We start from the raw sequence: 26493 nt of genomic DNA on the forward strand, positions 1-26493 counted from the left end.
GTTCAGCGCTTATCGATAGCGATGAACGCACGCTGTTCGACGCCGACGTATTCGGCGCTCGGACGGATGATGCGGTTGTTGGAGCGTTGCTCAAAGACGTGGGCGGCCCAGCCGGTCAGGCGTGAGCAGACGAAGATCGGCGTGAACAGCTTGGTCGGAATGCCCATGAAGTGATACGCCGAGGCGTGGTAGAAGTCGGCATTAGGGAAGAGCTTTTTCTGTTCCCACATGGTCTTGTCGATGGCTTCGGAAACCGGATACAGCACCGTGTCCCCTGCTTCATCGGCGAGTTTTTTCGCCCAGCCCTTGATCACTTCGTTCCGCGGATCCGACTCTTTATAGATGGCGTGGCCGAAACCCATGATCTTGTCTTTGCGCTCGAGCATCGCCAGGGTGCCTTTGACTGCTTCCTCAGCTGAGCTGAAACGCTCGATCATGGCCATGGCCGCTTCATTGGCGCCGCCATGCAAAGGCCCGCGCAAGGTGCCGATGGCCGCTGTGACGCAGGAATACAGGTCGGACAAGGTCGAAGCGCAGACCCGTGCGGTGAAGGTCGACGCGTTGAATTCGTGCTCGGCGTAGAGAATCAGCGAAACGTCCATCACCTTGACGTGCAGCTCGCTGGGCGTTTTGCCCAACAGCAAATGCAGGAAGTGGCCGCCGATGGAGGTTTCGTCGGTCACGCAGTCGATACGCTCGCCATCGTGGCTGAAGCGATACCAGTAGCACATGATCGCCGGGAACGCGGCCAGCAGCCGATCCGTGGCGTCGCGTTGCTGATCGAAGCTCAGTTCAGGTTCCAGCGTGCCGAGCATCGACGCGCCGGTGCGCATCACATCCATCGGATGGGTGTCGGCGGGAATCCGTTCCAGTACTTCCTTCAAGGCTTGCGGCAGGTCACGCAGCTTTTGCAGCTTGGCCAGATACTCGTCCAGCTGGGCCTGAGTCGGCAGTTCGCCGTACAGCAACAAGTAAGCGACTTCCTCAAAGCGCGCCTCGGCGGCCAGCTCGCGTACGTCGTAACCGCGATAGGTCAGACCGGCGCCAGCCTGGCCCACGGTCGACAAGGCAGTTTGTCCGGCAACCTGACCACGCAGGCCAGCGCCGCTCAATACTTTTGCTTCAGCCATTGCTCTCTCCAATTTTGAATTTGTTAGGGAATTGGCAATTTTTAAACTGTGGATGCTCTACTCGTGGGAGCGAGCTTGCTCGCGAAGAGGCCATCCCCCCAGACACATTCGCGAGCAAGCTCGCTCCCACCAAGTTCGCTCCCACGGATTTCATCAACCCTTCTTCTGCGCAAACAACGCATCCAGCTTCTGCTCGAAGACGTGGTAATCAATTGCGTCATACAGCTCCATGCGGGTCTGCATGGTGTCGATCACGTTTTGCTGGGTGCCGTCGCGGCGAATCGCGCCGTAAACGTTTTCAGCCGCCTTGTTCATGGCGCGGAACGCCGACAAAGGATAGAGCACCAGCGACACATCGGCGCCGCGCAGCTCGTCCACGGTAAACAGCGGCGTGGCGCCGAACTCGGTGATGTTGGCCAGGATCGGCGCCTTGACCCGCGCGGCGAACAGCTTGTACATCTCCAATTCGGTAATCGCTTCCGGAAACACCATGTCGGCGCCGGCTTCAATACATGCGGCAGCCCGCTCCAGCGCAGACTCCAGGCCTTCCACCGCCAGCGCATCGGTACGCGCCATGATCACGAAGCTGTCATCGGTGCGGGCATCGACAGCCGCCTTGATGCGGTCGACCATTTCCTGCTGGGAAACAATTTCCTTATTCGGACGATGGCCGCAGCGCTTGGCGCCCACCTGGTCCTCGATATGAATCGCCGCCGCGCCGAACTTGATCATCGAACGCACGGTGCGCGCCACATTAAAGGCCGACGAGCCAAAGCCGGTATCCACGTCCACCAGCAACGGCAGATCGCAGACGTCGGTGATACGCCGCACGTCGGTCAAGACATCATCCAGCCCGGTAATACCCAGGTCCGGCACGCCCAGCGAACCCGCTGCGACGCCGCCACCCGACAGGTAAATCGCCTTGAAACCGGCGCGCTTGGCCAGCAAGGCATGGTTGGCGTTGATCGCACCCACGACCTGCAGAGGGCTTTCACTGGCGACGGCATCACGAAAACGCTGACCGGGAGTGCTTTTGTTGGAATTCATTTTTCACCTCGGATAGGGGATTGGACGGTGCCCGGCACTTGGGCGCCTTGTTCGAGCATATGGCGCTCGATATTGCGTTTGGACGCCGCGATGTGCCGGCGCATCAACAGCTCGGCCAGCTCACCGTCACGCTCGGCGATGGCGTCGAGAATGCGGTGATGCTCGGCAAACGCCTGACGCGGTCGATTGGGCGTCGCGGAAAACTGAATGCGGTACATACGCACCAGCTGATAGAGGTCGCCGCAGAGCATCTGAGTCAGGGTGCGATTGCCGCTGCCCTGAATGATCCGGTAATGAAAATCGAAGTCGCCTTCTTGCTGGTAATAGCCAACGCCAGCCTGAAACGCCGCATCGCGCTCATGGGTATCCAGCACCCGGCGCAGCTCATCGATTTCTTCGCTGGTCATGCGCTCGGCCGCCATGCGACAGGCCATGCCTTCAAGTGACTCGCGAATTTCGTACAGCTCGATCAGCTCGGCGTGACTAAGGGAAACCACCCGCGCCCCGACATGCGGAACGCGCACCAATAGCCGCTGCCCTTCCAGCCGATGAATCGCCTCACGCAGCGGACCCCGGCTGATGCCATACGTACGCGCCAGCTCCGGCTCGGAAATCTTGCTGCCGGGGGCGATCTCACCCTTGACGATAGCCGCCTGAATACGTCGAAAAACGTTCTCGGACAGCGTCTCCGAATCGTCCGCCGCAGGGGCAATGATTTCAAGCGTATCCAGCATAGTGTCGACACCTTATGGATCAATGGCGCTAAAACTAGCCATATCCGAGGTATCGGTCAAATGAAATCAGTTGATTGTCGACAATCGTCTAATAATGCGTGTGTATCAGAATGACTTCCCGTTGGAGCGAGGCTTGCCCGCGATGCGACATTCCTCTCCCACAAAAGCCTGTAGGACCGGATTTATCCGGGAGGACGTCGGTTCAGTCAGCGAGGCATTCGAAGCCTGTCCCGGCCTCTTCGCGAACAAGTTCGCTCCCACAATTTCAGAATCGGCGCGATCCTATGTGCGAGGCTTGCCCGCGAAAGCGCGTAGGACCGGCTTTAGCCGGGAGGGCAATTGACGCCTTCGCGACTAAAGTCGCTCCTACGGCCGGCTCGCGGGCAAGCCTCCAACGCAATTGCCTTCCAATCCGGGCAGTAAGGCTAAAACCCTTCATGCTAGAATGCCGCCCGCGCGTGACCGCTGTTAGTGGCCTCATGCCAGCGGATTTTCCTCTCCAGATTGACGATCATGCCTGCACTATCGCTGCACGCACGGCTCCGAGGATCGTTCTCAACGCACCAGGATTTATGAATCTCAAGCCCCTTTTTACCCTTTGCCTGTGCTTGCTTCCAGGTGTCGTCGTCGCTGGCGACAAAACCGTCTATGGCCTGAACGAATACGCCGAGCTGACTGATATCGACCTGCAAGTGGCCGCCAAGCTGGACACCGGGGCCAAGACGGCGTCGCTGAGCGCTCGGGACATCAAGCATTTCAAGCGCGATGGCGAAAGCTGGGTGCGCTTTTATCTGGCCATCGATGACGCCCATGCGCACCCCATCGAAAAGCCGCTGGCCAGGCTCAGCAAGATCAAGCGTCGCGCTGATGACCGTGATGCCGATGACGAGAAAAAATACACCGCGCGCCCGGTGATCAGCCTTGATGTGTGCATGGGTGGCGCTTTACGCACCATCGAAGTGAACTTGACCGACCGAAGTGCTTTCCAATATCCGCTTTTGATCGGCTCCGAGGCGTTGAAACGCTTTGATGCGCTGGTCGATCCCAGTCTTAAATACGCAGCGGGCAAACCCGCTTGTGCAATCACCGCTCAAATCACCGAGTAAATAGATGCGCTCTCTCACACTCCATCTGAAAATCCTGATCGCTGTGCTGGTGACTCTGGGCATCGCGATCACGGCGTATCAGATTCTGGCGCTGGGCATTCCGGTGACCGAGGACGAAACTGACGACTTGTGGAACATCGACGCCAAGGTCGAGTTCGTCGCCAGCCCGAAAGACCCGGTCAAGATCCAGATGTTCGTGCCGCCGCTGGCCCGGGATTACATCAGCCTCAATGAAAGCTTTATCTCCAACAATTACGGGGTGAGCGTCAACCGCGTCGATGGCAATCGCAAGGTGACGTGGTCGGCCCGGCGCGTGTCCGGCAACCAGACGCTGTATTACCGGCTGGTGCTGACCAAGCGTTACAGCGGTGAGAAAGCCAAGATCAAAGGTCCGATCTTCCGCGACAGCATCGTCGTCGAAGGCCCGGAAAAAATCGCCGCTGAAGCCTTGCTCGCGCCGATTCGCCAGCACTCGGCGGACGTCGAGACGTTCATCACCGAAGCCATCAAGCGGGTCAACAACCTCGCCGACGACAACGTTAAATTGCTGCTGGCGGGCGATACATCGAGTTCCAACAAGGCGCGGGTCACCGAGCTGTTGCTGTCCATCGCCCACGTGCCGCTGGAAAAGGTCCACACCATCCGGTTGGTGGCCGATCAGCCGCAGAGCCCGGAACTGTGGCTGCGCAGCTTCAATGGCAAGAGCTGGCTGTATTTCAGCCCGGATACCGGCGAGCAAGGTTTGCCGGAGGACCGCCTGCTGTGGTGGACCGGTGACGAGAATCTGATCACCGTCGATGGCGGCAAGAAAGCCTCGGTCAGCTTCAGCCTCAATAATAGTGAAATGAACGCCATCCGCCTGGCCAAGCTGACCGATGCCAACACTGACGCGGACTTCCTCGAATATTCCCTGTACGGCTTGCCGCTGCAAACCCAGCAGACCTTCATGATCATGGTGATGATCCCGATTGGCGTGCTGGTGATCCTGATCCTGCGCAACCTGATCGGCCTGCAAACCCTGGGCACCTTCACGCCGGTGCTGATCGCCCTCGCCTTCCGGGAAACCCAGCTGGGCTTTGGCATCGTACTGTTCACCATCATTACCGCGCTGGGCCTGTCGCTGCGCTCGTATCTGGAACACCTGAAGCTGCAAATGCTGCCGCGACTTTCCGTGGTGCTGACCTTCGTCGTGGTGCTGATCGCGGCCATCAGCCTGTTCAGCCACAAGCTGGGCCTTGAGCGCGGGCTTTCGGTGGCGCTGTTCCCGATGGTGATTCTGACCATGACTATTGAACGCCTGTCGATTACCTGGGAAGAACGCGGCGGCGGCCATGCCATGAAAGTTGCCATCGGTACGCTGTTCGCAGCATCGTTGGCGCACATCATCATGAGCGTGCCGGAGCTGATCTACTTCGTGTTCACCTTCCCGGCGGTGCTGTTGATTCTGGTGGGCTTCATGCTGGCCATGGGTCGCTATCGCGGTTACCGCCTGACCGAGCTGATCCGCTTCAAGGCCTTCCTCAAGGAAGAGCAAAAATGATCGGCTGGTGGAAAACCTGGAAGGCGCTGGAAGCCAAGGGAATCATGGGCATCAACCGGCGTAACGCCGACTACGTGCTCAAGTACAACAAGCGCAGCCTGTACCCCATCGTCGATGACAAGATCATCACCAAGCAACGGGCGATTCAGGCCGGCATTCATGTGCCGGAAATGTACGGGGTGATTTCCACCGAGAAAGAAATCGACAAGCTCGATGAGATCATCGGCGGGCGCAGCGACTTCGTGATCAAGCCGGCTCAGGGCGCGGGCGGCGATGGCATTCTGGTGATTGCCGACCGTTTCGAAGACCGTTACCGGACAATTTCCGGGCGGATCATCAGCCATTCGGAGATCGAGCATCAGATCTCCAGCATCCTCACCGGCCTGTATTCACTGGGCGGACATCGGGACCGCGCGCTGATCGAATATCGCGTCACCCCGGACCAGATCTTCAAAAGCATCAGTTACGAAGGCGTGCCGGACATTCGCATCATCGTGCTGATGGGCTATCCGGTGATGGCCATGCTGCGCCTGCCGACGCGGCAGTCCGGCGGCAAGGCCAATCTGCATCAGGGCGCCATTGGCGTCGGTGTTGACCTCGCCACCGGGATTACCCTCAAAGGCACCTGGCTGAACAGCATCATCACCAAACACCCGGATACCACCAATGCGGTGGACGGCGTGCAGCTGCCCAACTGGGACGGCTTCATGAAACTCGCCGCCGAATGCTATGAGCTGTGCGGCCTGGGTTACATCGGCGTGGACATGGTCCTGGATCAGGAAAAAGGCCCGCTGATCCTCGAACTCAACGCCCGCCCCGGCCTGAATATCCAGATCGCCAACGACTGCGGACTGACTCATCGCACCCAAGCGGTGGAAGCGCGGCTGGAGCAGTTGGCGCTGGAGGGCACGGTTGAGACGCCGGAGGCGCGGGTCAGGTTTGTGCAGGAATTGTTTGGGCACGTTGAGGGAATGCTTTAAACACTCGATAACGAACGTGTTTGACCTGGGATTGACGGCCAGTCATTCCACCAGAGTGATGTCATCGCTGATAGGGAAATTGGGGACGCCGGGCGTCGGCCATGTTAGGCCCTGATCAAAACTGACATAGACCTTGACCGAGAATCTGGCACCACGCTGGAGCTGGCTCATAAATGCTTTAGGAGCAGTGACGTTGTTCCCCGCTCCAATCCCGCTGATCAGTTCTGCACTGGTCACTGCGTGGCTGTCCAACACGGTATGTTTGATCGGCTGTCCCGTCACACTCGTTCCGGTCACTTCGATGGTGATGTGCTGGGTTGTCGCCATCAGTGTCCAGGTGCCCAGCTTGAACCGCGCACCGCTGGCGGGAATCAAAGCCAGGCTCAAGGTGCCGCCAGTGCGGTCTTCACACTGGATCATCGGCAATCTGTCGATATTCAGTTTTTGCAACTCGAGCTGGCGAACGGCCGAAGGCTCTGTCCCTTTCGGGCCGACCACCTCGTATTTAACGGGCAGTCGCTTGCCTACATGCGGCGCCACGTGCTCCTTGGGCACGGCGTAGCGGCGGGAGTTTGCAGGCGCGGGGGTTGAGGTTCGAAAGGCGCCCAGCGCGCCGGGCTCGGCCCATTGCACCCAGATGACTTCGTCCGGATTCAAGACGAAGGTATCAGGGACAATCACCGTGGCACCCGAGGTCACATTCTCCGGCACCAGACTGACGACCTCGCCCGAACCAACAGCCTTGTCCACATCAGGCCAGGGAAGATCACGCGGCACAGGCTTTGCCGCTGCAGTTAAAGTCACTGGACGCGCATCGTCGCTCGTGTTGCCCGCCCGATCCTGCACTCGGTAATACGCGTAGCGTTCCCCGTCACCACGAGTCCGGATCATGTCGCCTTCGAAGGCAATTATCAGCGGCTTGCTGACGTCATCAAGGCTCAGCTCTATTGAATCAACTTCTTCAGGACTGAAGGGAGCCCGATCCCAGAACCAGGTCAGGATATCGCCGGGTTTTATCTTGTCATAGGCGGGTACCTCAGCCAGAACCTTGTCTTCGTTTATCGACAGGTAATAAGCAGTTACGCCGTCGTCCACTACCTCGCGTGGGAATATCAAACGCTCATCTGTCTGGCTCAGGATCGGCGCCGTCTTGTCGATGGTGATGGTCAGCGGCTCGGAGGCAAGAACGGCGCCGTTATAAGCTGTGACCTTGTAATAAATGACATGAGATCCTTCGCCAAGCCGGTTTTGCGGGACCATCAGGAATAGATCATCAGGATTGATGGGCGAGTACCACTGGCCTTCTGTCAGCCAGGCGTCGTTCCAGAACAATTCCACTTTCTCGGGGTTCGGCGTGGGATTCTGGATAGGCCACGGTTCAAACGTGACTTTCAAATCCGCCTGGGTGGCGCTGACGGGTAACAGGTTTTCCTCCCCGCCCTCAATATCCGGAAGCGCAACCTCGACTTTTGGCGGCTTATGCAAGTCCGCGTCAGGGTCCTGGTCGTAGGGAATGGACATCGCTTGTCTCCATTGCAAGACAAAGGGCCAGCGCGGCCCCTTGTCACTCCTTGGTTACCAGCTATAACGAACGCCGAAATTCGCACCCCAGGGTTGCTCGATATTGTCGCCGTTGCTGTAGTCCAGATCGACATGCGCCTGCAACCGCTCGGCCAGTTGAATGGCAACCCCGGCACCCAATTCGCCCCGCGAGCCGGACAAGTCGTTGTTGAACACGTTGTCATTGACCTGCACTTCGTTGTTCTTCGCGAACTCGTGAGCATACGCAGCACGCACATAGGGTTGGATGGTCTTGCCGTCGCCCATGTCGAAATTGCGGCCTACCGTCGCGCCGACCTTGCCCAGTAACGAACGGGTACGGTCACCCTCGGCGGAAAGACCGTTATCCAGGTCGTAATCCTTGCCTTGAATCACCACGCCGGAAAGCTGGGTGTAAGGTTCGACGAAGTAACCGTCGTCCAGCTTGATATGCCGTCCTGCTTCGACCGAAGCGCCGACGCCGCTGTTTTTGTAATCACCTTTGGTACGAGTCCCGTCGCTGAGCTGAACCTTGGATTCGTTCTGGAAGCGGTTGAACTTGAGCACGGCATCGACGTAATAGCCGCTGTCAGCATCCAGCCAGGTCGTGTAGGCACCGACGTAGTAACTGTCGACGTCCCCCGATGTGCCTCGCTGCAAATCCAGATCCGACTTGCTGTAGCCGCCCAGCAAACCGATCAGCCATTGCCCGTCGCCAATTGGCAGAGGCGCATCGGCACCAAAGGAAATACCTTGCTGAGTCTGTTTGTATCCCACGCCGGACGCCGCCGATACGTTGTATTTATTGCCGTAAGTGCGGATCCAGCCGCCTGCCTTGCCCCCGTTCATGCGCAGTTCGCCCATACGGCTGCGCAAGGTGCTCAGTTCGCCATACCAGACGGTCGGGGCTGTGTTGAACAGCGCCAGCACCGAACGAGTGCCTGGGCTGATGACTTTGGTGGCGGTGTCCAGATACCAGTCATTGCCGCGCTGGGCCAGGTCATACGAGAACGCGCCGAGATCAACCGGACCGTTCAACAGCGAGAACTGCGCATCGCCACTGTCGATGTGGACGACATGCATTTCGCTTTCGGCTACCGGGTCCGCGCCGCTGCTGCCGATCAACAGCGTATGGGTGCCGGAGGCTGCGCCGGTGACGTTGAGGAAGTCATGCTGGCCGGTGACAAAATCGGCATCCATCACAAATGTGCCGTTACCCGACAGGGAACCCACCGACAGCTGGTAGAACGCCGTTGGGTCTCCGAATTTTATGGTGCCGCCGTCCAGCGCCAACTGGCCGACTTCGCCGTCACCGACCATGACCCACTGGGCCTGGCTGTTGACCGCAAGGCTGGCAACGTTATCCAGCCGCCCTGTCAGGCTGGCGTGATTCTGCAGGGTCAGGTTGGCCGTGCCGCCACCCTCCACCACGACGTTACCCGTCAGCATGCTGTTGTCGACCGTCATGTTGGCAGCGGAACCGCTGGTGACTTCCAGCAGGGTACCGTTGCCAGCCGTCAGCGTTGAGCCGTTGGCGACGTTGATCTGTGCTGTGGCCGAGTCGCGCAGGACAATGGCCGAGCCGGTCTGACCTGTCACATGCGAGCCGTTCAGGTCCATGCTTGCGCTTGCGCCAGAACCGGCAATGCTGAGGAAGGTCACACCGTCCCGGGTGCCGCTGATGGTTGATCCGACCGCCTGGAGATTGCCTTCAAACAGGTCAATGCCGAATCCGTCAGGACCGGTTCCGGAAACATTGCTGTTTTCCAGATAGAGCGTTGACTTGGGACCGATAACGACCCCACGTGCCACCCCCGAAATCTGACTGCCGTAGACTCGAGCTATTGCGCCGTCGCCCGCGTTCCCCTGGCCGACCGACATGCCCTGAATCAAGCTGCTGATGTTGCTGCCGGTGATGGTGCTGTCACCGCCGCTCATCCGGATCGCTATCGAATCGCTGGACACGGTAGTTCCGTTGAGTACCAACGTGGCACCCGTCACCATGGTTATTTTGTCAGTCGTGGCGCCGTTGGAAGTCAATTGGCCGTTGCGGGTCAATTGATAGTCCTGCAAGACCGTGTTCTCGTTAATAGTAAGTGGTCGATCAACAAAGAGCGCCCATACGGGATCAGCAACTAACAGTGCCGAGCTTAAAATGCTTAGTTTGAGTCCTCTTGCTAGAGGCGTCATGGAAATTGACCCAATGACTGACATTAGCGAATACCTTTAATTGATTTCAGTGAACGAGATTTGCAAAAACCCAGCAAAGGGCTGCACTGCGGGGGCAGCCCTGATTGCAAGCATCGAAAGCCTACGCTTCAACTTCTCAAATCAATGTAGGACATTTCCTCAAATGCTAGCTGAATTTTCCTACAGTTGCAGCCAGTCACCGCCCCAATACCACAACTGAAAAAGGATTTGAACAGCTAATACCCTGCCACGACCTGAATTCGAAATAAATTAACCGCTATTTATTTCGAACCGATCCATAAGCCATTAAACAGGCATGCCGATTAACCTGGCAGCAAACCGTCGCTATTGTCATGGATCAGCATCGGTCAGTTCATCCACTGCGCTACAACGTCCAGAATCAAACTTTGCGCGGCGGTGGTGATATAGGGCATGGCCCCACTCCGGTATGCATCGCGACGAATGCTTCAATCTGTGTGGAAGTCACTGTCTCAGTATTGAGATTAAACGAGTAAGTTACCCGTCCCCGACCGTCCTGCGAGGCGGCGTAGATAGGAAGAATGTAATCGGCATAAGGCTCAATCCTCCAGGTGAAACCTGTAGCAGGGTACTCGGTGCCCAGCGTTATGTTTTCATCAAAATCAACTTCGGTTATGGGGACTTCCCCCGTATAACCTTCTACCACCCGCCACGTCATGCTGATAACGGCGCCAGCTGTCAGGCTGAATGGAGGCTGAGTCAAATCGGGGACCTTGACTCGAATCGCTGGCTCATCAACGGGATCATCGGGGTTGGCATACAAGGACTCGCAGTTCAGGAATTTATCCCCACCCGGGCCGGTTACGATGCCTTCATACGCTGCTGCAGGCGCCTTGAGGGTCACGGCGTCCGCCTTGACCAAGGTGTCTTTGGAGTGCTGCTCGTTTTCAGAATCAGCGTTGGCCCTGATTCGGTAATGGACGGGCAATTGAGGGTGATTGAAGGCTTGCTCAATGTAAGGCCAGAGAATGGTCACTGAGATTTCGTCTCCAGGCACGTCGGTGGCAAGTACCGTGTATTGCGCTTCCGGAACTTCCACACCGCTCCAGTAGAAACTGATGACCTGCTCTGCAGCCAGGGGCGTATAGAGTTTCAACCTGAGCGTTGCGTCTTCGCCCTCATCCGCCCGGGTGAGCTCATTGAGTGTGTTTGACACCGCTCCGTAAACCTCCGCGAGCGGCAACTTGTCATTGACTGGATCTGGCCAAGGATCGGGGTCGGGGTCCGGACCAATGACGGAAAAGTCTACCTGGACGGTTATCGCCTTGATTTCGGAAGCAAGTCCACCACGAGTCACCACATAACTGACGGCTGTAGCTGTCGGGCCAGTTCCGGCGCCGAAGGTATTCTTGAGGACATCAGACGGCACTCTGACCGCCATCGGAAAACTGCCTCCGCCTACCGGAACGCCGGGTAAAACCGTCGTCCCCCAGGTGACATCAATCGTATCGCTGCTTTTGTAGTCAACGAAGCTTTCAATCACTACGTCGACCCCGGCAATGGCGTCCTTCAGACTGACCAGACCGTCGTCCGCCAGCGGTACTCTGGGAAGTTGAAGACCACTCGGTAAAGGACCCAAGGCCACCCTGAGCGGGGCGTAAGCCGATAACTTGCTCGCATTGGTGGCTTTATCGACCAGCACATACAACGCATAACAAGGCCCGTCCCCGGCCGCGCGAATCGTGTCCCCGGGGAATTCCACTGGATACGGCCAGGTGACGCCGTCAACAGCGATCACATCAATGGGCACCTCATCCTCAGGCTTATCAGGGGGCGGCAACGCGCCCCAGTAAAATGCCACCTTGTCCCCAAGTTGATAATCAGGATATTGAGGAATACCACCGATCACCTTGTCACCGTTGGCAGCCAGATAGGCATCGGTTATTTCCGGAGGATCCGGCAATATCATCGCCGCCGGCGTCTCGTGACGATAAGGTCCTTCGCTGTCGCAAATAAGCGGTACAGGATCGGAAAAAAGCGTAGGCCCCAGGTTGTAAGGCAACATTGCCAGCCTCAAGTAATACTTGCCGTCCGGAGCCAAGCTGGTGCTGGGAACCTTCAACGCCAGTGGGAACACCGGGGCAGGTCCAACAACATTCTGAGTGTCGACTACCTCGTACCAGCTATCATCGGGAAGGCTGGCGTCATCAGCCCTTGCCCATTGAACCTCGACGACCGACGTCCGACCCTCCGGGGGCAAATCGCTCCATGCCGCCATGTCTATGGCAAGATCAGCCGTTAGAACATCCTTGTTCAACGTACCATCCGCTGGATCAATGATCGCACCGGCTGGTAAACCTGGCGGAGCCAGAACTTCCAGTGGGCCCGACTCAATCAATCGTTTAACCCGTGCGTTGCGGTAGTCATCACGCACTTGTTGCGCCCTGCGTCTTGCTTCCGAGAAAGCCATGTCATGTTCTCCTTACATGAGTGACGGTCAACACTTATGCCGCTCGATCCTGTCGACAGCGGTAAGTTGAAGACCAGTTAACTACTAAAACCGCGGCTGCGATACTAGTGTGCTGTCTCAAAAATAAAGCTCCTCATGCCTGTGAGGCCATTGCCTCACGGGCTCGCTGTATCTTGTTCAAAATATCTTCCCCCTTGGCGTTCCAGACATAGCGAGTCGGCTGCGCATTTCGCAGTGCTAGGAACGTGGTGATCGAGCTTTCCAGTTCGCGAACCGAGCTGAAACTGCCGTCACGCAGGTACACCGTGATATCGCGAAAGAAGCGCTCAACCATGTTCATCCACGAGCTGGAGGTCGGGGTGAAGTGCATGTGGAAGCGCTTGTGCTTCTCAAGCCATGCCTTCACTTTCGGGTGTTTATGCGTGGCGTAGTTGTCCACGATCAGATGCAATTGGAGCTGTTTGGGCGTTTCTCGATTGATCTTCTTGAGAAACTCCAGCCATTCCTGATGCCGGTGTTGGCGCTCTATGGAACTGATCAAGCGCCCCTGAAGATAATCCAGCGCAGTGAACAAGGTGACGGTGCCATGGCGGACATAATCGTGCGATTGCGTACGGATATGACCGATCCCCAAAGGCAGTCCAGGCTGGGTACGCTCCAGAGCCTGAACCTGGCTTTTTTCATCGCAACAAAGCACCAATGCCTTATCCGGCGGATCCAGATACAGCCCGATGACGTCCCAGAACTTCTCTTCGAAGTTTGGATCTTTGGACAGTTTGAAGGTACGTGTCAGGTGCGGTTTTATATCGTTGGCGGCCCATATGCGCTGGACGCTGGCCGGTGAAATGCCGGCGACTCGCGCCATGCTTCGACAGCTCCAGCGAGGCTGACCGATACGCGGCTGAGTGACCTGCTCAAGTGTTCGTTTCAACGCTTCGGCCGATAGGGATGGCTTGCGACCTCGTCCGGGCAGATCCACTAGGCCTTGTAGACGCAGCTCTTGAAAGCGCTTGCACCAGCGGGTGACTGAAACAACGGAGAGACCTGTCAACTGGGCAATCTCGTTACGAGAACAACCTCGAGCGGCTAGCAAAATCACCCGTGCCCGACGACCGTCGCGCTGACTGATCGTGGCTGATCTTATGCGCCGACTCAGTTCAATTTGTTCGTCTTCACTGAGCACGATGTCCTGAGAGTTCATGTGATCACTCCAAGCACTGACTGACCACAGAAGCATAGCTCAGGTTAGAAACTTATTTCAGAGACGGCACACTAGTAGAACTACTAGGTTTTGCGGGTATTCAGGGCGTGAGTATGCCGACCGCTTTATAGCCGGCATGATCACGCATCATCTACTTCAATCTGGAATTATGGTTATTTCGAGTTGCTATATTGAGGTTTCGTTATTTAATTTCTGGCTCATTTTCTTCCAGAGTTTTTAACTGATCGAATATCTTCAGGGATTTTTTTTAGCATGACAAATTCTGGTTTGCCAGGAACAGGTCCCCAATGCACACGCTTCTGATTAGCCCCGGGTGGTGTCGTAGTTTGAAGCTTGCGTGGCAGAGTTGTTGTATTAACCGAACTCCCGCCAGCAGAACCCTCGCTGGATGATTTTTGCTGCTGCATCCAACCAGGCTTTGCAGAGTACTGATTCTTCCGCCCCCCAAACATCTGCGTCGCTCCCCTCCCAACCCCCAGAACAGCGGCCCCAAACAACGCGATCCCGCCCACGATATACAACGCACTTTTGGTAGTCTGGTCTTCAACCTGCGTACCAGCAACGATTGCGCCTGCTCCGGCTACAGCTAACACCAAAGAAAGGATGCCAAGGCCGAAGTGCCCCGTCGGATCGCTATGGTTCACCGGATCTCCCTTGCAATACATATAGCCGTTCAAACCGCCCTCGCCGAATGGACTCAAACTGTCGGGGGAGTGAAAGCGCATCAGGGCCGGATTGAATGCCCGGTAGCCGTTGCCCAGCAATTGCCATCCGGTGTCGCCTTCACTGAGCTCGCCATTGAACCCCAAGGCCGTGGAAATCGGGCTTTCGCCAGTGCCGTGGCCATAAGCGCTGTAGACAATATCGTTGGCAGGCGCCCCCGGCGAGATCTCGCTCAGGACGGTTTGTTGCAGGCTGGTACCCAGCAATACCGCGCCGTCGCCGTGTCGCTCGGCCAACAACTGATCCGCGCCGCGCATGAACGTGCGGGCAAGATCCCCATCGACCTGGTTGGCAAGTTCACCCTCACGGTAAAAACGTTGCTGATCGGTATCGTTGGCCCCGCCTCTGGCGACCCGGTCCAACGGGTCATAGTGATAATCGCTCTGGGCACCGTCATCTGGTGCGCTGACTGTCATCAGCCGCCCCAGCGCGTCGTACGTCAGCGTGCGCTGTTGCTCGTCGAGGATAAGGTTTCCATCGGCGTCATAATCCAGCAGGATTTCAGCCGGGTAACGCGCGCTGTCACTGTTGGTAATTCGCCGCAGCTGGGTCGGGTCCAGGGTGTCATAGCTATAGCTGGCAAGGTTGTTGCCATTGACCGAGTTGGTGCGCACCAACGTCAGATTGTCCAGTGCGTCAAACTGGAACACCTGCCCGGTAATGGCCTGGCCGTAAGGATCGACTGGCAGTTGGCTGCCAGCGCAGGTATAGAGCTCCAGTCGGCCGCGCGGATCATAGCCGTAGGTTTCGTTGCGCAGCAGCGTGTCACCTTCTTTCAGTGTGCGCTGGATCACCGCATCGACTGAGTTGTACTCCTGCTCCAGGCTCTGGCTAATACCATTGAGGTCGAACTCCCGCCGGATCTCGCGGCCGAGCGCATCGTAGTGCAGCGTTGTCGCCAGGCTGCGATCGCCCTCCCTGGTATTGATTTCTTTTAACCGTCCCAAAGCGTCATAGCTTAACGTCGAGATCAGCGCTCCCAGATCGGTGCCCTCAAGTCGTCCGGCCCGGTCGTAACGATAATTCTGGATCTGACCCAGTACGTCCGTGTATTGCAGCAGCCGGCCGTTGAGGCTGTAGACATAGTGCATGCTCCGCGTATCGCCGCCGGACTGCCGACATGTCTCGCTTTTGAGTTCGCCAGTGCTGAAATAGCTGCGCTCCAGACCCTGACCTGATTCCTCGCAACTGAGCAGTCGTGCGTCTTTTTTGTCGTAGTCATACTGCGCAGTGAGGCTATCAGGGAGATAGCGGTGCAACGGCTCATCACCCAGCGAGGGCAAGTAATCGTAAGTGATTAGCTGGTCGCTGGGTGTGGTAACGCTGCTGGGCTGCGTCTGTCCAGGGTCGTAGCTGAACACCTGCTTGCGCCCGCCGACTACCGATTCAGTTTTACGCCCCACCCCGTCAAATAACTGAGTGCCCAGCTCGATATCGTTGACGCTGATGCTGGTCGGCAGATCATCCTCACTGTGCTCGGCATAGGTGCGCTTGACCACGGCACCGCCGGGCAAGGTACTTTCGATCAGCCGGTCAAAGGCGTCATAAGCAAAGAGCGTTGTGTTGGTGCGCGCATCGACTTCCCTGGCGGTCCGACCCAGGCCGTCATAAAAATACTGATGCACGCTCAGGCTTTTCCCCTGTGTATCGAAGCGTTCAACCCGACCGGGTTTCTCGAACAGGGTTTGCCCGGTTTCGGTGACCCCGCCTATTGCGTATTCCGCCTCTGGGTCCTCAGGTTCCTGGCGCCAACTGCGGGTGATCGGCCCTTTGGATGCCAGGGTTCCGATCGGGTCCGTCTGCGTATACTCCACGACGTCGTCCGGCCCTCTCACACTCAGCTGCTGCCCCCAGTCGTCAAATTCGAACAGACGCCGCAGCGCCAATTCCTCCGTGCCCAGCCAGTCGCAGTCGGTCTCTACGACGATATTGCCGAAGATGTCGTGGCCCGCGAGGTAGGTGCGGCGATAGACCTCAGGCTTTTCGCCATCCCGATCCTGACGCTCTTCAAGAATGGCGCGGTTCAGGCCATCCACTTTGGTGCGCACCCTTACGCCCTTGACGTCCACCCTTTCCTGGATTGCCTGCTGCCCATCCAGCGAGGTCAAGGTGTAGGCGTATTGACGTGACGCGGCGAACTCGGTGTCGGGCGCGACGGTTTCCTCGATGACCCGGCCCAGGACGTCATAGACGTAACTGATCTGAACATCGGTGTCGTTTTCATAGTCCAGCAGCACTTCGCCGTTGAGCAACGAATGTTGTCGGGTCCGTGTTTTAGCCGCGCCATCAAACGCGGTCAAAGTTTCAACAACTTGATCCACGGTTTCCCCGGCCAAAGCGCTCAGGGGCGTGCTGTAGCTGAACCCGATGATCGAGGTTTTGCCGTTGAGGGTTTCGCTGAGGCTTTTCGGCCGACCATGCAGCGCCGGATCTTGCGGTGCGTCGTAATAGTCGCGCTGGGTGTATTGCAGCGCAGCGACATGGTTGTCATCGCTGCTGGTCAGGGTTTCTTCGGCCAGCACCAGCCAATTGCCGACGCCAGTGGCATTCTCCAGCGGGGGCAGCAGCTGGTAGGTGAAGGTGTTGCGCAAAGTGGCGGCGTGTCCGTAGTCCGATGTTGCCGGATACGTCGTGTGTTCGTGCTGGTTGCGTACAAACTCCTCCGGGTCCGGCGGACAACCCTCGGCGCCGTCTTTGGGGTAATAGCTGAAGGTTTCGCAGATGCCATTGGCCTGGACCTGTCTGGTCAGGTTGCCGGACTCATCGTACTCAGTGCTTTCAACCTCGATGCGCAACCGGTTGGCATCGTTGTCCAGTTCCCAGCGGGTGGTGACGGTTTTCGGCAGCTGGAACTGCGGTGGTTGGTTGTCGAAATTGGTGTCTTCGGCGTGGTAATCGGTCAGCACCCGTTTGACGCAGTGCTGCTGCGTCGTGACTTCTTCAGTGAGCAGGTGGAACCGGTTGAACGTGCGGGTCACCGTGCGCAAGGTGTTGCTGCCGTCTTGCAAGGTGGCGACCGAGCCATAGTCATAGTTATGGTCGACGTTATAGAGGTTGTCCTCGCCATTGTCGTCCCAGTATTGCAGGGCGTTGTGGCCAAGGAAGTTATTGTCGGTGTAGCTGTAGTTCACCTCGATCATAGGTTGCCCAAAACCGGGGTAGCTGCGGTGGCGATTGACCCGGGGCAATGGATCACGCGGCGCGCCGGGAAAGACGTGGCCCTGATCGAAATACTCGATGGTTTCCCGCCCACCCACCGGGGTCTGGACTTCAACCAGGCAGGTGCGGCCAAACACCTGCTTGTAGCTGAAACGCCAGGAAGCTTTCTCCGGCGTTGGCAGGATGATGGCGGTGACTTCGCCGTCGCCATTGAGCTTCATCTCGAAAGTGGCCAGCGGCCCGCCGTTGGGCCCGCTGTCCGGATGCAGGTGCAGCTTGACGAACGAACCGCCGGGATCGCGCTCAACGCGCAGCAGCGTGGTGAAGGCATCGCTGACAGTACTCAACAACTGGCCGCCGTTGAACGGGACATACGTCAGGCTGACGGCATGGCCCGAAGGCGAGCCGATCGTACGGGGCAAGGCGACCCGTTGCTTGCTGCTGCCGCCAGTGACCAGGATCTCTACCAGCCCGGACTTGTGCACCACGCGGTAAGTCTCGTTGCCCTCGTCATGGAAATGGAACGTGTCGAGTTTTTTCTCCTTGATGTCCGGTTGGCCTCCGCTGCCGGTGACCTTGAAATTCTCGCCGCTGCTCAGGGCCAGCATCTGGTCCTCTGGCGTAAACTGCGACAGGTTCAGGTTCCAGCCCATGCCGAAGCCGGAATCGATCACGTTCAGCGGGTTGAACTGCAACTGCAGCGGCACGGCCGGACCGCAGAGCCGGTTGCTCTTGAGTTCCGGCATGTCCACGGACACGGTGTATTGGCCCGTGCGCGGATCGACCCCGACCATCATGAAACTCATGAAATTGAACGCATTGGAATGAATAACGCTTGAAGTAGTCATCATTGGCTCCGTTGAGCTATTGCAGATTGAGCATCAGCCGATTACGACTATCGTCAATCGTTGGTGCATCAAATCCAATTTGCACACGGTGACGGTTACCCTCTTCATCAAGCAGGACAAAAATAACCGGGCGATCCAGGATACGTCTGAACATCTTCTGCTCATCGCCTCCCGCCATTCCATCATGCCAATACGTCATATCCGGCGCCCGATGCAGACTGACAATCAGTTGCCCCGGTGAAGGTTCTTTATTCAGTACAAAGTCTCGATCAACGTCATCGAGAGATAAAACGCCCAACAGCGCCCGATAATAAATATCGAACGATAATCCATCGGGAGGCGCGTTATTGGCTCTAAACGGGGCGGGGTAAAATGCATAGCCGGTATAACTAAAAAACGTTTCTTCACAGTACTCACTCTCCCACTGAACAGTGGAAGTATTGCTCTCTATCTTCAACGTTGCGAACAACACGGGATAAGTACCCAAACGCATATAGCTCAAATGCCAGTAATCAATCGAGTCCAGGTAAAAACTGAAAGGATCCGGGTTTTCAGGGGGACCATCATTACCCACCCCATTGAAGGCACGGTCACGGACCAGTTCATAGTGAGCAGCATTCAGAACCGGAGGTTTAACCCCGTGCACCGTGAGTTCGCCTTCCCCCCCTATGTTTGCGCCATTGGAACGCCAGGTTGTCCCGTCATCGGCCTGAAATTCCGCATAGAAGGTCTTGCTCCCCTCAACCGCCATATGGACATACAGTTCACGGTAGCGGGTGCCGTTGTTTTTAGGGGCAGGTAACGCATGTCGGGCATTTTTTCCTGCCAGCGTTGCCGAGTACAAACTGAATCGATTGGGGCGGGTGTGCGCGGCATAAGGCAAATCGCTGCCATACTCGATTCCCTCCTGAAGATCATCGATAAACCTGACATGGCCATCGCTGAACTTTTCCACCAGGCGCAAGGTTGACAACTCAACATCGCTGACCGGTACGTGCAGCTGCTGGCCGTCGACTTCGATGGTCTTGGTTTCCAGGGTAATGACGATGGGAATCTGCTGAAAACCGTTGGCATAGCCCTGGGCCAATACACCTGGTGGGCTATTGGGCGCGCTGATGGAGAACTCCTGGAGATCTTGCCAGCGCGGGGGGAATGTATTCGGTCTCAAGCGGCTGCAGATTGACGATGCTGTAGCCATATTGAGCTGGCCATTCCGGGCCGGGCGAGGGCAATTCGCATACCACCACGCTGATCATCGATGTAGGGGTTGCGGGCGCCGTGAAAATACCACTCTCCACTTCGCCCTCGCCCAGAACGCGCCAGCCAAGCAAGGCCGGATCGATCTGGTCATTCAGCTGCTTGAACTCTATGGTTTCCCGTGGACGCAGTCCTCTCACATAATAAGGCTCAAGTTCCAGATAGTTTGGCTTGTTCAGCAACACGATGGTCGCTATCGCCAGCTCACCGCCCGGAGCGCTGATCTGGATTTTTTGCACCAGAATGGCTTCGGGCTGCACCACTGGCGGTGGGAAATAGTTTTGTTGATTGGCGTCTACAGGCTCCAGTCGAGCGCCTGCGGCGGGTTCAAGAATTCTGAATTGCAACGGTCCTGATCCCGGAGTGCTTGCACGAATGGCGATGGCGGTCTGATCTGTGCCACTCCTGATCTGCACCAGCGGTGCGACAGACATGCTCTCGAAACGCTCGTGGACCAAAGCCGAAGCCTTCTGTACTTCGCCATCCTCGTAATAGCTTGCCGTCACCACCATGGGCAGGCGATTGCTGTACATGGTTGATTGGGCATTGGCCGTGTACACCCCCCCGCTTGAAGTTATCCGTCCCGGCGAACCGGGGAAATCCGGGCTTCTTGCAGCCCACTGCACATTGGCAACTACCGAGCCGTCGTTACGCCGGGCAACGAATGCCTGCTCCTGCTCAGCGCCGAGCATCACAGTGGAAGGCTGAATGTTCACTGAGGTTGGCGATTCTCTGATGTTGCCAAAGATCGCAAGGTCATGAGGCTCATGCCGAGTGATCTCATCGAACCTGTTCTGATTGGGGAAAATCAGGCTTTTGAGAAGATCCAGCTGCTCCTCATCGACCAGAGGTCGCAGTCGCTGATCAACCATCAGGGCGGCCGAATACTGAGGCAAGCCACCGGCTTGGTCATCGGGAACCAGATAGGGAAAACCGGAACCTTCGATCGGCGTACCCGGCATGGATTCGCCATCCTGTACCTTCAGCCTGATAAACACGACCACGGCCCCGTCGCCAAAGTTAGCGGCCAGACGGTTATCGGCACCGGGAGCGCGTTGCACCCGGATCGCAAACCTTGTCGGGCTCAACGGGTTGTATTTATCAAGTTTCAGCATCCCGAGCACAAAGCGGCGCTGCGAGTTTTGCTGGCCGGCGAAATAGCGCTGAAAATACTCACCGATCTGCTCCTGGACGTTCTTAACACTGCCCAGATTACAAGTCACTTTGCTACCCAGGGTTAAATCCAGCGTAACGATGCCACTGCTGTCAACTTCGCCAGCTATGCTGTTGACACTGGCTTGCATACTGACATTGAAACCCATCACTTCGCTGATAGTGAACGAACTCATTACGCTTGGCGGTACGCCTGCTGGGTGTCTGAAGCTCGTAAACGTGCCACCGACAATATTCATGGTCACTGTTAATACGGCTTCGTTCAGCGACGCTGACTCAAAGGAAAGTGTCGGCACACCCAGGACAATACCGCGAAGTTCGACATGCTCACTATTGTCTCCAATATTACCCACCGGGAACGCTTCGCTGAAGGGCAGCAAAAACCGCAAGCCCTCAAAGCCCCGAATATATTGCTCTTTAATGAGACGATTCAACTCCGTCCGACTGAATGCCAGAATGGCTCCCCATCCGGACATTACATTTCCTTGTTCAAGCCTGGCGAGCACGTTGACTAATGAATTGGAAAGCATCATTGACACTCCTGTTAATAGTGAGCACGAGCCGGTTAGTTATCGGGCAATTCCTTGATAGTTTTCCAGTCAACGTAGGGCACGGGCAAAATGATGAATGCTCCGGCACTGGGGAAACCCGGCGGCGGTTCAACTTCCACAGTGATCAACGAAAAGCGATGTGGACTTGCAGGATCAGCGCTATAAAGACCGGTTGTAGCATCGATGTTCCCGCTGCCTTTGAGCGTCCATGTACAGTTGAGGTCCACAACAGGCCCGTTGCCTATATCTACCTGTAGTTGCAGTTGCCCTTCTTCCAGCTCCGCATCTTCCTTGATAGTAATAAAACCGGTGGCAAGCCGGTGAATGACCAGTACGTAAGACGAATAGATCATTGCGCCTTGTTTCACTTGCACTTCTTCCACCGTAAAGAGAGAAGCAGGCTTCTCCACCTTGGGAGGAGCAATGTAGGTGTGATCGCCTTCCGGGAGGCTGCTCGGCACAATATCCGATCCCGTTTCAGGCCCGGCGATTGACCATTCAAGCGCTCCAGGCGTCCTGCTCCGAGCCGACATCTCACGCCTTTCCCCGGCCCCGCACTCCACTACCAACGGATTGAAGGAAATATCCCGAACCACCACGGTCACCAACGCGGAACTCGAATACCCGCCCTTCCTGGCAGTGACCTTCACGCGACTGAAGAAACCCTCGATGTCAGCGGCTTGCGGTGCGGTGTAGATCAGCGTCTTGGCGTCGAAAATGCCAGGTTTTCCCGCACTGCCGGGAACAAGCGCGACATCCCATTCGAGGCCGGTGGTCGGAGGCGAAACGGCAAACTGCACGCCTTCGCCCGGCCCTGAAAGCGGTTCAACAGGGCTGAGCGTGAACGCCGAGACGTCGGCGCCGGTGGTACCGAAAATAATGACGTCACCGGGCAAATAGGCGCTCACCGAGCGCATGAAATGATGGTCCCTGAACAAGATGCTGTTCAGCCGGAACACGTCCACATTTTTCAATGGCGAGACAAAGTCGTCCACGCAGCTTTGCAGTTGCTCGCACAACAGATTCTCGACATAGCTGCTGATTTCCGCAAAATGTTCGGACACACCCACAATCCCTGCATAGTCACCCGGGGTTACCTTGTAGTAGGTCTGATCACCCTCGGACGCGGGGACCCATGTCATGTCATTGGAAGCCTCATCAATGTGGAAGACGTAGCGTCTGCGCCACATCCAGAACGCGGGCAACGGAAAGGTATGCGTGACGCCGCCTGCTGTAGTGAGAGTGATGTCCTGGGGCTTTTGCCCCGTCCACTCCATGGTGAACGCATCACCCTCAAAGGTCAGGGTAAAACTGGCGCTGCCCGCCAGTTGCCCACCGGTGTCTTGCTCGGCCATCGGTGTATCAAGTCCACGCAGACGGAGATAGGGAATATGGGGGAGCTCAAAGGTTACTCCAGGCCCTTCGCGGGTCCCCTTCACGAGGCTCATGCTCGCAACAAACCCTGCGTCGGGGTCTGTGTAGGTGGTTTCGATTTCGCAGGGCGCCGTCGATTGCGTCATCAGCCGAAAGCCTTCTTCCACGAACTTGCGCATGAAGAATGCGTTGTCCAGCAGAATCGCGGTCGTACAGGGAGTTGCAGCGTCATCGGGAATCAAATAAGCCAAGTCGGCGTCTGTTGCCGGAAACGTGCCGGGATCCTCGCCCTTCATGGTAATAAACAGCAGGATTACGCCTGAACCATCATCCATGTCGTCGCCAGCCCCCAGAGCAACAGACTGGGTGCGGATCTGGACATTGGCAGGGTTCAGGTACTGCGCTTCTGAACTTTTGATCTCATTGAGGACAAATATCTTTTGCTCGTCAGGCAGTTTTTCGAAATAGGCCCGAAAAAATTCACCCCCCAGTCGACGCTTGTCCGGGTCCTGCGAGTAGGTCAAGGTGATTTCCGTTCCCTTGGACAGATCAAACGCGATGCGCCCCTCGATATCAACGGTGCCCAATAACACGCTCAGGGACATACCCATCCGCAATTCAGGCCCGCCCAAAGTGTCGTAAGCAGCCAGACTGATCAGTTCTTCAGGCTTGCCCATAGGCTCGCGGGTGGTGAGGTGCAATCCGCCGACGACTTTTACCACCAACTTCGCCGTTGAATATTTAACCGAGGCTTTCTCGAATGACAGTCGCGGACGATCAAGAACGAAATCCACTACATACTCGTGCTCATCCTGCGTAGAGGGAATTTTTGCAGTGATGGGTGTGAGGTAGCTGTCGGCACTGAATCTGGAAATATATTCCTGCGCCAGTAATGTATTTGCACACGTCTTATCGTAAGCCACAATCGCATTCCAGCCATTGGACTGCGAGCGTTCATTAAGCCTGGCCAGGATACTGGCTACCGATCGATTACTCATGATAATCACCCATTCAGTCCAGCGACGCGGGCCGCTTCGTCCATACCCAGGCGAGCGACGGATTTAAAGTAAATCGACGATTTATCCAGCGCGGTTACCAACGTTGGAATATCAACCAGCGGCAGCGGCAAGATAAAATGAGCCGTCATATCTGGCCATGGCGGACTGGGGGATTTCACAAAAGCGGTTATCAGTGCAAAGCGAAAGGATCCGCCAGGATCGACTGTAAACACCCCCTCTTCATCGCTCGCCTCGAAAGAACCACTGCCTTTCATCAATGTCCATATCACGTCTGGCATAGGACCTGTGCCGCCGTCGAGCACCAGCTTTACTTTATTTGGCGGCAGCGACACGGTGTTATCTATCTGGATTTCGCCAGTGGGGGCTTTGTGTATCACCAGAACCCAACTTGACTCGCTGCCATATACCGGATCCGTTACTACTATTTCGTCGAGCGTATAAGCCACAGCGTTGTCATCAGATTCCTCACAGGCAATGAAGGTATGGTCGCCGCGCTCAAGTGTACTTTCCACGACCGTTGACCCGGTGTTACCGGCGACCGTCCATTGCAGGCCTGCAGCAACACCCAAGGTTCCTGCGGCGACTTCACGGCTCTGTACTTCGCCGCCTTTTTTTCGGGCATTGCAGAACTGAATCATGGGGTTGATAGCAATGGATCGGGTGACAATTGTCACCAGGGCAGAGCTGCGGAACTCGCCTTTCGTCGCGATGACTCGCACCCGGAGAAAGAAACCCTGGATATCACTTTGTGGCGGCGCGGTATAAACCCCCGTGCCGGGCGCCGTGCCACTGACTATTTTTCCCGGATTACCGGTAGCCCCTTCAATATTTACCACCTCCCAACTCACCCCCGCGACACCGGGTGGCTCGGTATTGAAAGTCTGCTCACCGCCAACCCCCGTGACAGGTTCCAACGGAAGAATGGAGAATTCGTCGAGATGGGGCGCAAGTTCTCCAAACAGCGCCAGGTCGCCTGGCGAATGGGCGCTGTTAAAGCGCACAACATTATCGGTTTTGAATAACAGACTGTTGAGTCTAAAGACATCGACTTCCTCAACTGCAGAAGTAAACAGAGGTATCCAGTTCTCCAGCGCAGCGGCGAGTTCACCTTCAAGAAACGCAGCAATTTCCGCGAAGTTTTCCTGGACAGCAGGTGGCCAGGCAGTGGTGCCTGGAGCAATTTTAAACAGCCTGATCTTGCCAGCTTCGACAGCTTCCAGGGCCAATTCTCCGGATGCGTCGCGCAGGGTGAATTTGAATTGTTGCGTGAGTTCCCATGAAGCCATAAGAGTGCCATCAAGCTTACTTTGGCCGTTAGGAGTTATAGAGCAGTTTTGTAAGGCGCTTCTCTTCCAATGGATTTTATAAAGGCCACTGTCTCTAACGACAGTTAGCGTAAATCCATCATATACGTCACCCATGGACAGCCGGAAGCCATCCAGGCTCAGGTTGGAGAAATTTGGCAGTGAGGTAGAAATCGCCTCACTGGTATATACACCGCTGGTCAGCTTTATGCTCTCAATGAAGCTTCCAGGCTCGCCAGTTGTCACGTAGTGGAGGCCTGGTGTCATTTTCTTGAAGCCTTCGACCACAATCCTTCTTAACATGAAGTCCTGCCCAAGAAACGTTGAAGCGGAATAATTACCTGCAGGGATCAGATACTTCAAATCTTCGTTAGTCGCAGGAATTGTTCCATTATTCTCATCATCCATGCTAATGAAGTTCAAAACCGCCCCTTCGCCAAAATTCGCCGCACGAGCGACGCTGGCCCCCGGCTCAGGATGAGTCCTGAAGGTAAAATATTTGGGCTTAAGGAACTGGTCATCCTGTCTGCCTATTTCATTAAGCACAAAAATTGTAATCAATGGCTCCAGCGACTTGAACTTGTTCAACATGAACGCCCCGCCCTTCTCTCGCTGGTTTTTGGTGGGGCCAAAGAAATACAGCAACGGCGACTGACCCGTTTTAAGATCAAGCGCTACCTGGCCAAGACTATTGACACTGCCCTCAGCCAACATGAGATTGATAATCATGGTGAGTAAAGGTCCTTGCAACGAATCGTAAGCGGCCACCCGGACCACGGTGGCAGCACGCCCTGATTCTGTTGCCACGGAAAGTTGTGTGCCTCCCAGAACCTTCATGGTCAACATCGCTCTTGATTCGGTAATATTGGCGTTTTCAAACGAAAGCCGTGGCGCGTCCACGATATAATCATAGACCCACTCAATTTCACTTTCTGTTGTCGGTACGGGGCCATTTAGCGGCGGAAAATAGGACTCCGTAGAGAACCGTTCTATATATTCCTGCGCCAGCACTTTGTTGGTCTTGGCTCTGTCATAAACCACGATCGCATTCCAGCCAACGGTAAATGGCTCTTTGCGCATCTCGGCAAGTAGTGCATCAACTGTAAGTCTCATCGCCTTTTCCTCCATGAACGGTCCGAGCCGTTGAA

The 26493-nt window shown here is 56.3% G+C and carries 15 protein-coding genes; 3 read left to right on the top strand and 12 right to left on the bottom strand.

Translation table 11 applies throughout. The features are described 5' to 3' along the window. Positions 1–2: 2 nt before the first annotated feature. The 3 genes from prpC to AABC73_RS18465 all read right to left on the bottom strand — a co-directional run bounded on the left by prpC (position 3) and on the right by AABC73_RS18465 (position 2911). Positions 3–1130: a 2-methylcitrate synthase gene (gene prpC, locus AABC73_RS18455; RefSeq protein WP_341520410.1), complete on the bottom strand. Its 1128-nt coding sequence runs from the start codon at positions 1128–1130 to the stop codon at positions 3–5. A gap of 153 nt (positions 1131–1283) precedes the next feature. Beyond that, the gene (gene prpB / locus AABC73_RS18460) at positions 1284–2177 is read right to left on the bottom strand and encodes a methylisocitrate lyase (protein WP_341520411.1); all 894 of its coding nucleotides are present in this window, start codon (positions 2175–2177) and stop codon (positions 1284–1286) included. After that, on the bottom strand, positions 2174–2911 hold the full coding sequence (locus AABC73_RS18465; RefSeq protein ID WP_341520412.1) for a GntR family transcriptional regulator: 738 nt from the start codon (positions 2909–2911) through the stop codon (positions 2174–2176). The genes prpB and AABC73_RS18465 overlap by 4 nt, the downstream gene beginning before the upstream one ends. A 572-nt stretch (positions 2912–3483) precedes the next feature. On the opposite strand from AABC73_RS18465, the gene AABC73_RS18470 reads away from it, so the two are divergent. The 3 genes from AABC73_RS18470 to AABC73_RS18480 are packed head-to-tail and all read left to right on the top strand — an operon-like array spanning position 3484 to position 6537. Then, positions 3484–4017: an ATP-dependent zinc protease gene (locus tag AABC73_RS18470; RefSeq protein WP_341520413.1), complete on the top strand. Its 534-nt coding sequence runs from the start codon at positions 3484–3486 to the stop codon at positions 4015–4017. A gap of 4 nt (positions 4018–4021) precedes the next feature. Further along, positions 4022–5557: an inactive transglutaminase family protein gene (locus AABC73_RS18475; RefSeq protein WP_341520414.1), complete on the top strand. Its 1536-nt coding sequence runs from the start codon at positions 4022–4024 to the stop codon at positions 5555–5557. After that, positions 5557–6537: an alpha-L-glutamate ligase-like protein gene (locus AABC73_RS18480; protein ID WP_341524277.1), complete on the top strand. Its 981-nt coding sequence runs from the start codon at positions 5557–5559 to the stop codon at positions 6535–6537. Before AABC73_RS18475 ends, AABC73_RS18480 begins: the two co-directional genes overlap by 1 nt. A 42-nt stretch (positions 6538–6579) precedes the next feature. On the opposite strand, the gene AABC73_RS18485 is transcribed toward AABC73_RS18480, so the two are convergent. From AABC73_RS18485 to AABC73_RS18525, 9 genes are all read right to left on the bottom strand, one after another. Beyond that, on the bottom strand, positions 6580–8058 hold the full coding sequence (locus AABC73_RS18485; protein ID WP_341520415.1) for a hypothetical protein: 1479 nt from the start codon (positions 8056–8058) through the stop codon (positions 6580–6582). Positions 8059–8112: 54 nt separating this feature from the next. Then, positions 8113–10290, bottom strand: a complete 2178-nt coding sequence (locus AABC73_RS18490) for an autotransporter outer membrane beta-barrel domain-containing protein (RefSeq protein ID WP_341520416.1) — start codon at positions 10288–10290, stop codon at positions 8113–8115. 376 nt (positions 10291–10666) lie between these two features. Continuing rightward, complete coding sequence (locus AABC73_RS18495) at positions 10667–12715, bottom strand: hypothetical protein (protein ID WP_341520417.1); 2049 nt, start codon at positions 12713–12715, stop codon at positions 10667–10669. Positions 12716–12848: 133 nt separating this feature from the next. Continuing rightward, a complete protein-coding gene (locus AABC73_RS18500; RefSeq protein WP_034136202.1) occupies positions 12849–13916 on the bottom strand; it encodes an IS630 family transposase in 1068 nt (355 codons plus the stop codon). Positions 13917–14134: 218 nt separating this feature from the next. Beyond that, positions 14135–18667 carry an RHS repeat-associated core domain-containing protein gene (locus AABC73_RS18505; protein WP_341520418.1) on the bottom strand — a complete coding sequence of 1511 codons (4533 nt, stop codon included), beginning with the start codon at positions 18665–18667 and terminating at the stop codon, positions 14135–14137. A gap of 16 nt (positions 18668–18683) precedes the next feature. Continuing rightward, positions 18684–19754, bottom strand: a complete 1071-nt coding sequence (locus AABC73_RS18510; protein WP_341520419.1) for a hypothetical protein — start codon at positions 19752–19754, stop codon at positions 18684–18686. Positions 19755–19767: 13 nt separating this feature from the next. Beyond that, a complete protein-coding gene (locus tag AABC73_RS18515; protein WP_341520420.1) occupies positions 19768–21630 on the bottom strand; it encodes a hypothetical protein in 1863 nt (620 codons plus the stop codon). A 32-nt stretch (positions 21631–21662) separates the two neighbouring features. Beyond that, positions 21663–24020, bottom strand: coding sequence for a hypothetical protein (locus tag AABC73_RS18520; RefSeq protein WP_341520421.1), 2358 nt, complete (start codon positions 24018–24020; stop codon positions 21663–21665). Positions 24021–24025: 5 nt separating this feature from the next. After that, positions 24026–26458, bottom strand: coding sequence for a hypothetical protein (locus AABC73_RS18525; RefSeq protein ID WP_341520422.1), 2433 nt, complete (start codon positions 26456–26458; stop codon positions 24026–24028). Positions 26459–26493 lie beyond the last annotated feature (35 nt).

Origin of the sequence: Pseudomonas sp. G.S.17, assembly GCF_038096165.1 — a bacterium.
Taxonomy (GTDB): Bacteria; Pseudomonadota; Gammaproteobacteria; order Pseudomonadales; family Pseudomonadaceae; genus Aquipseudomonas.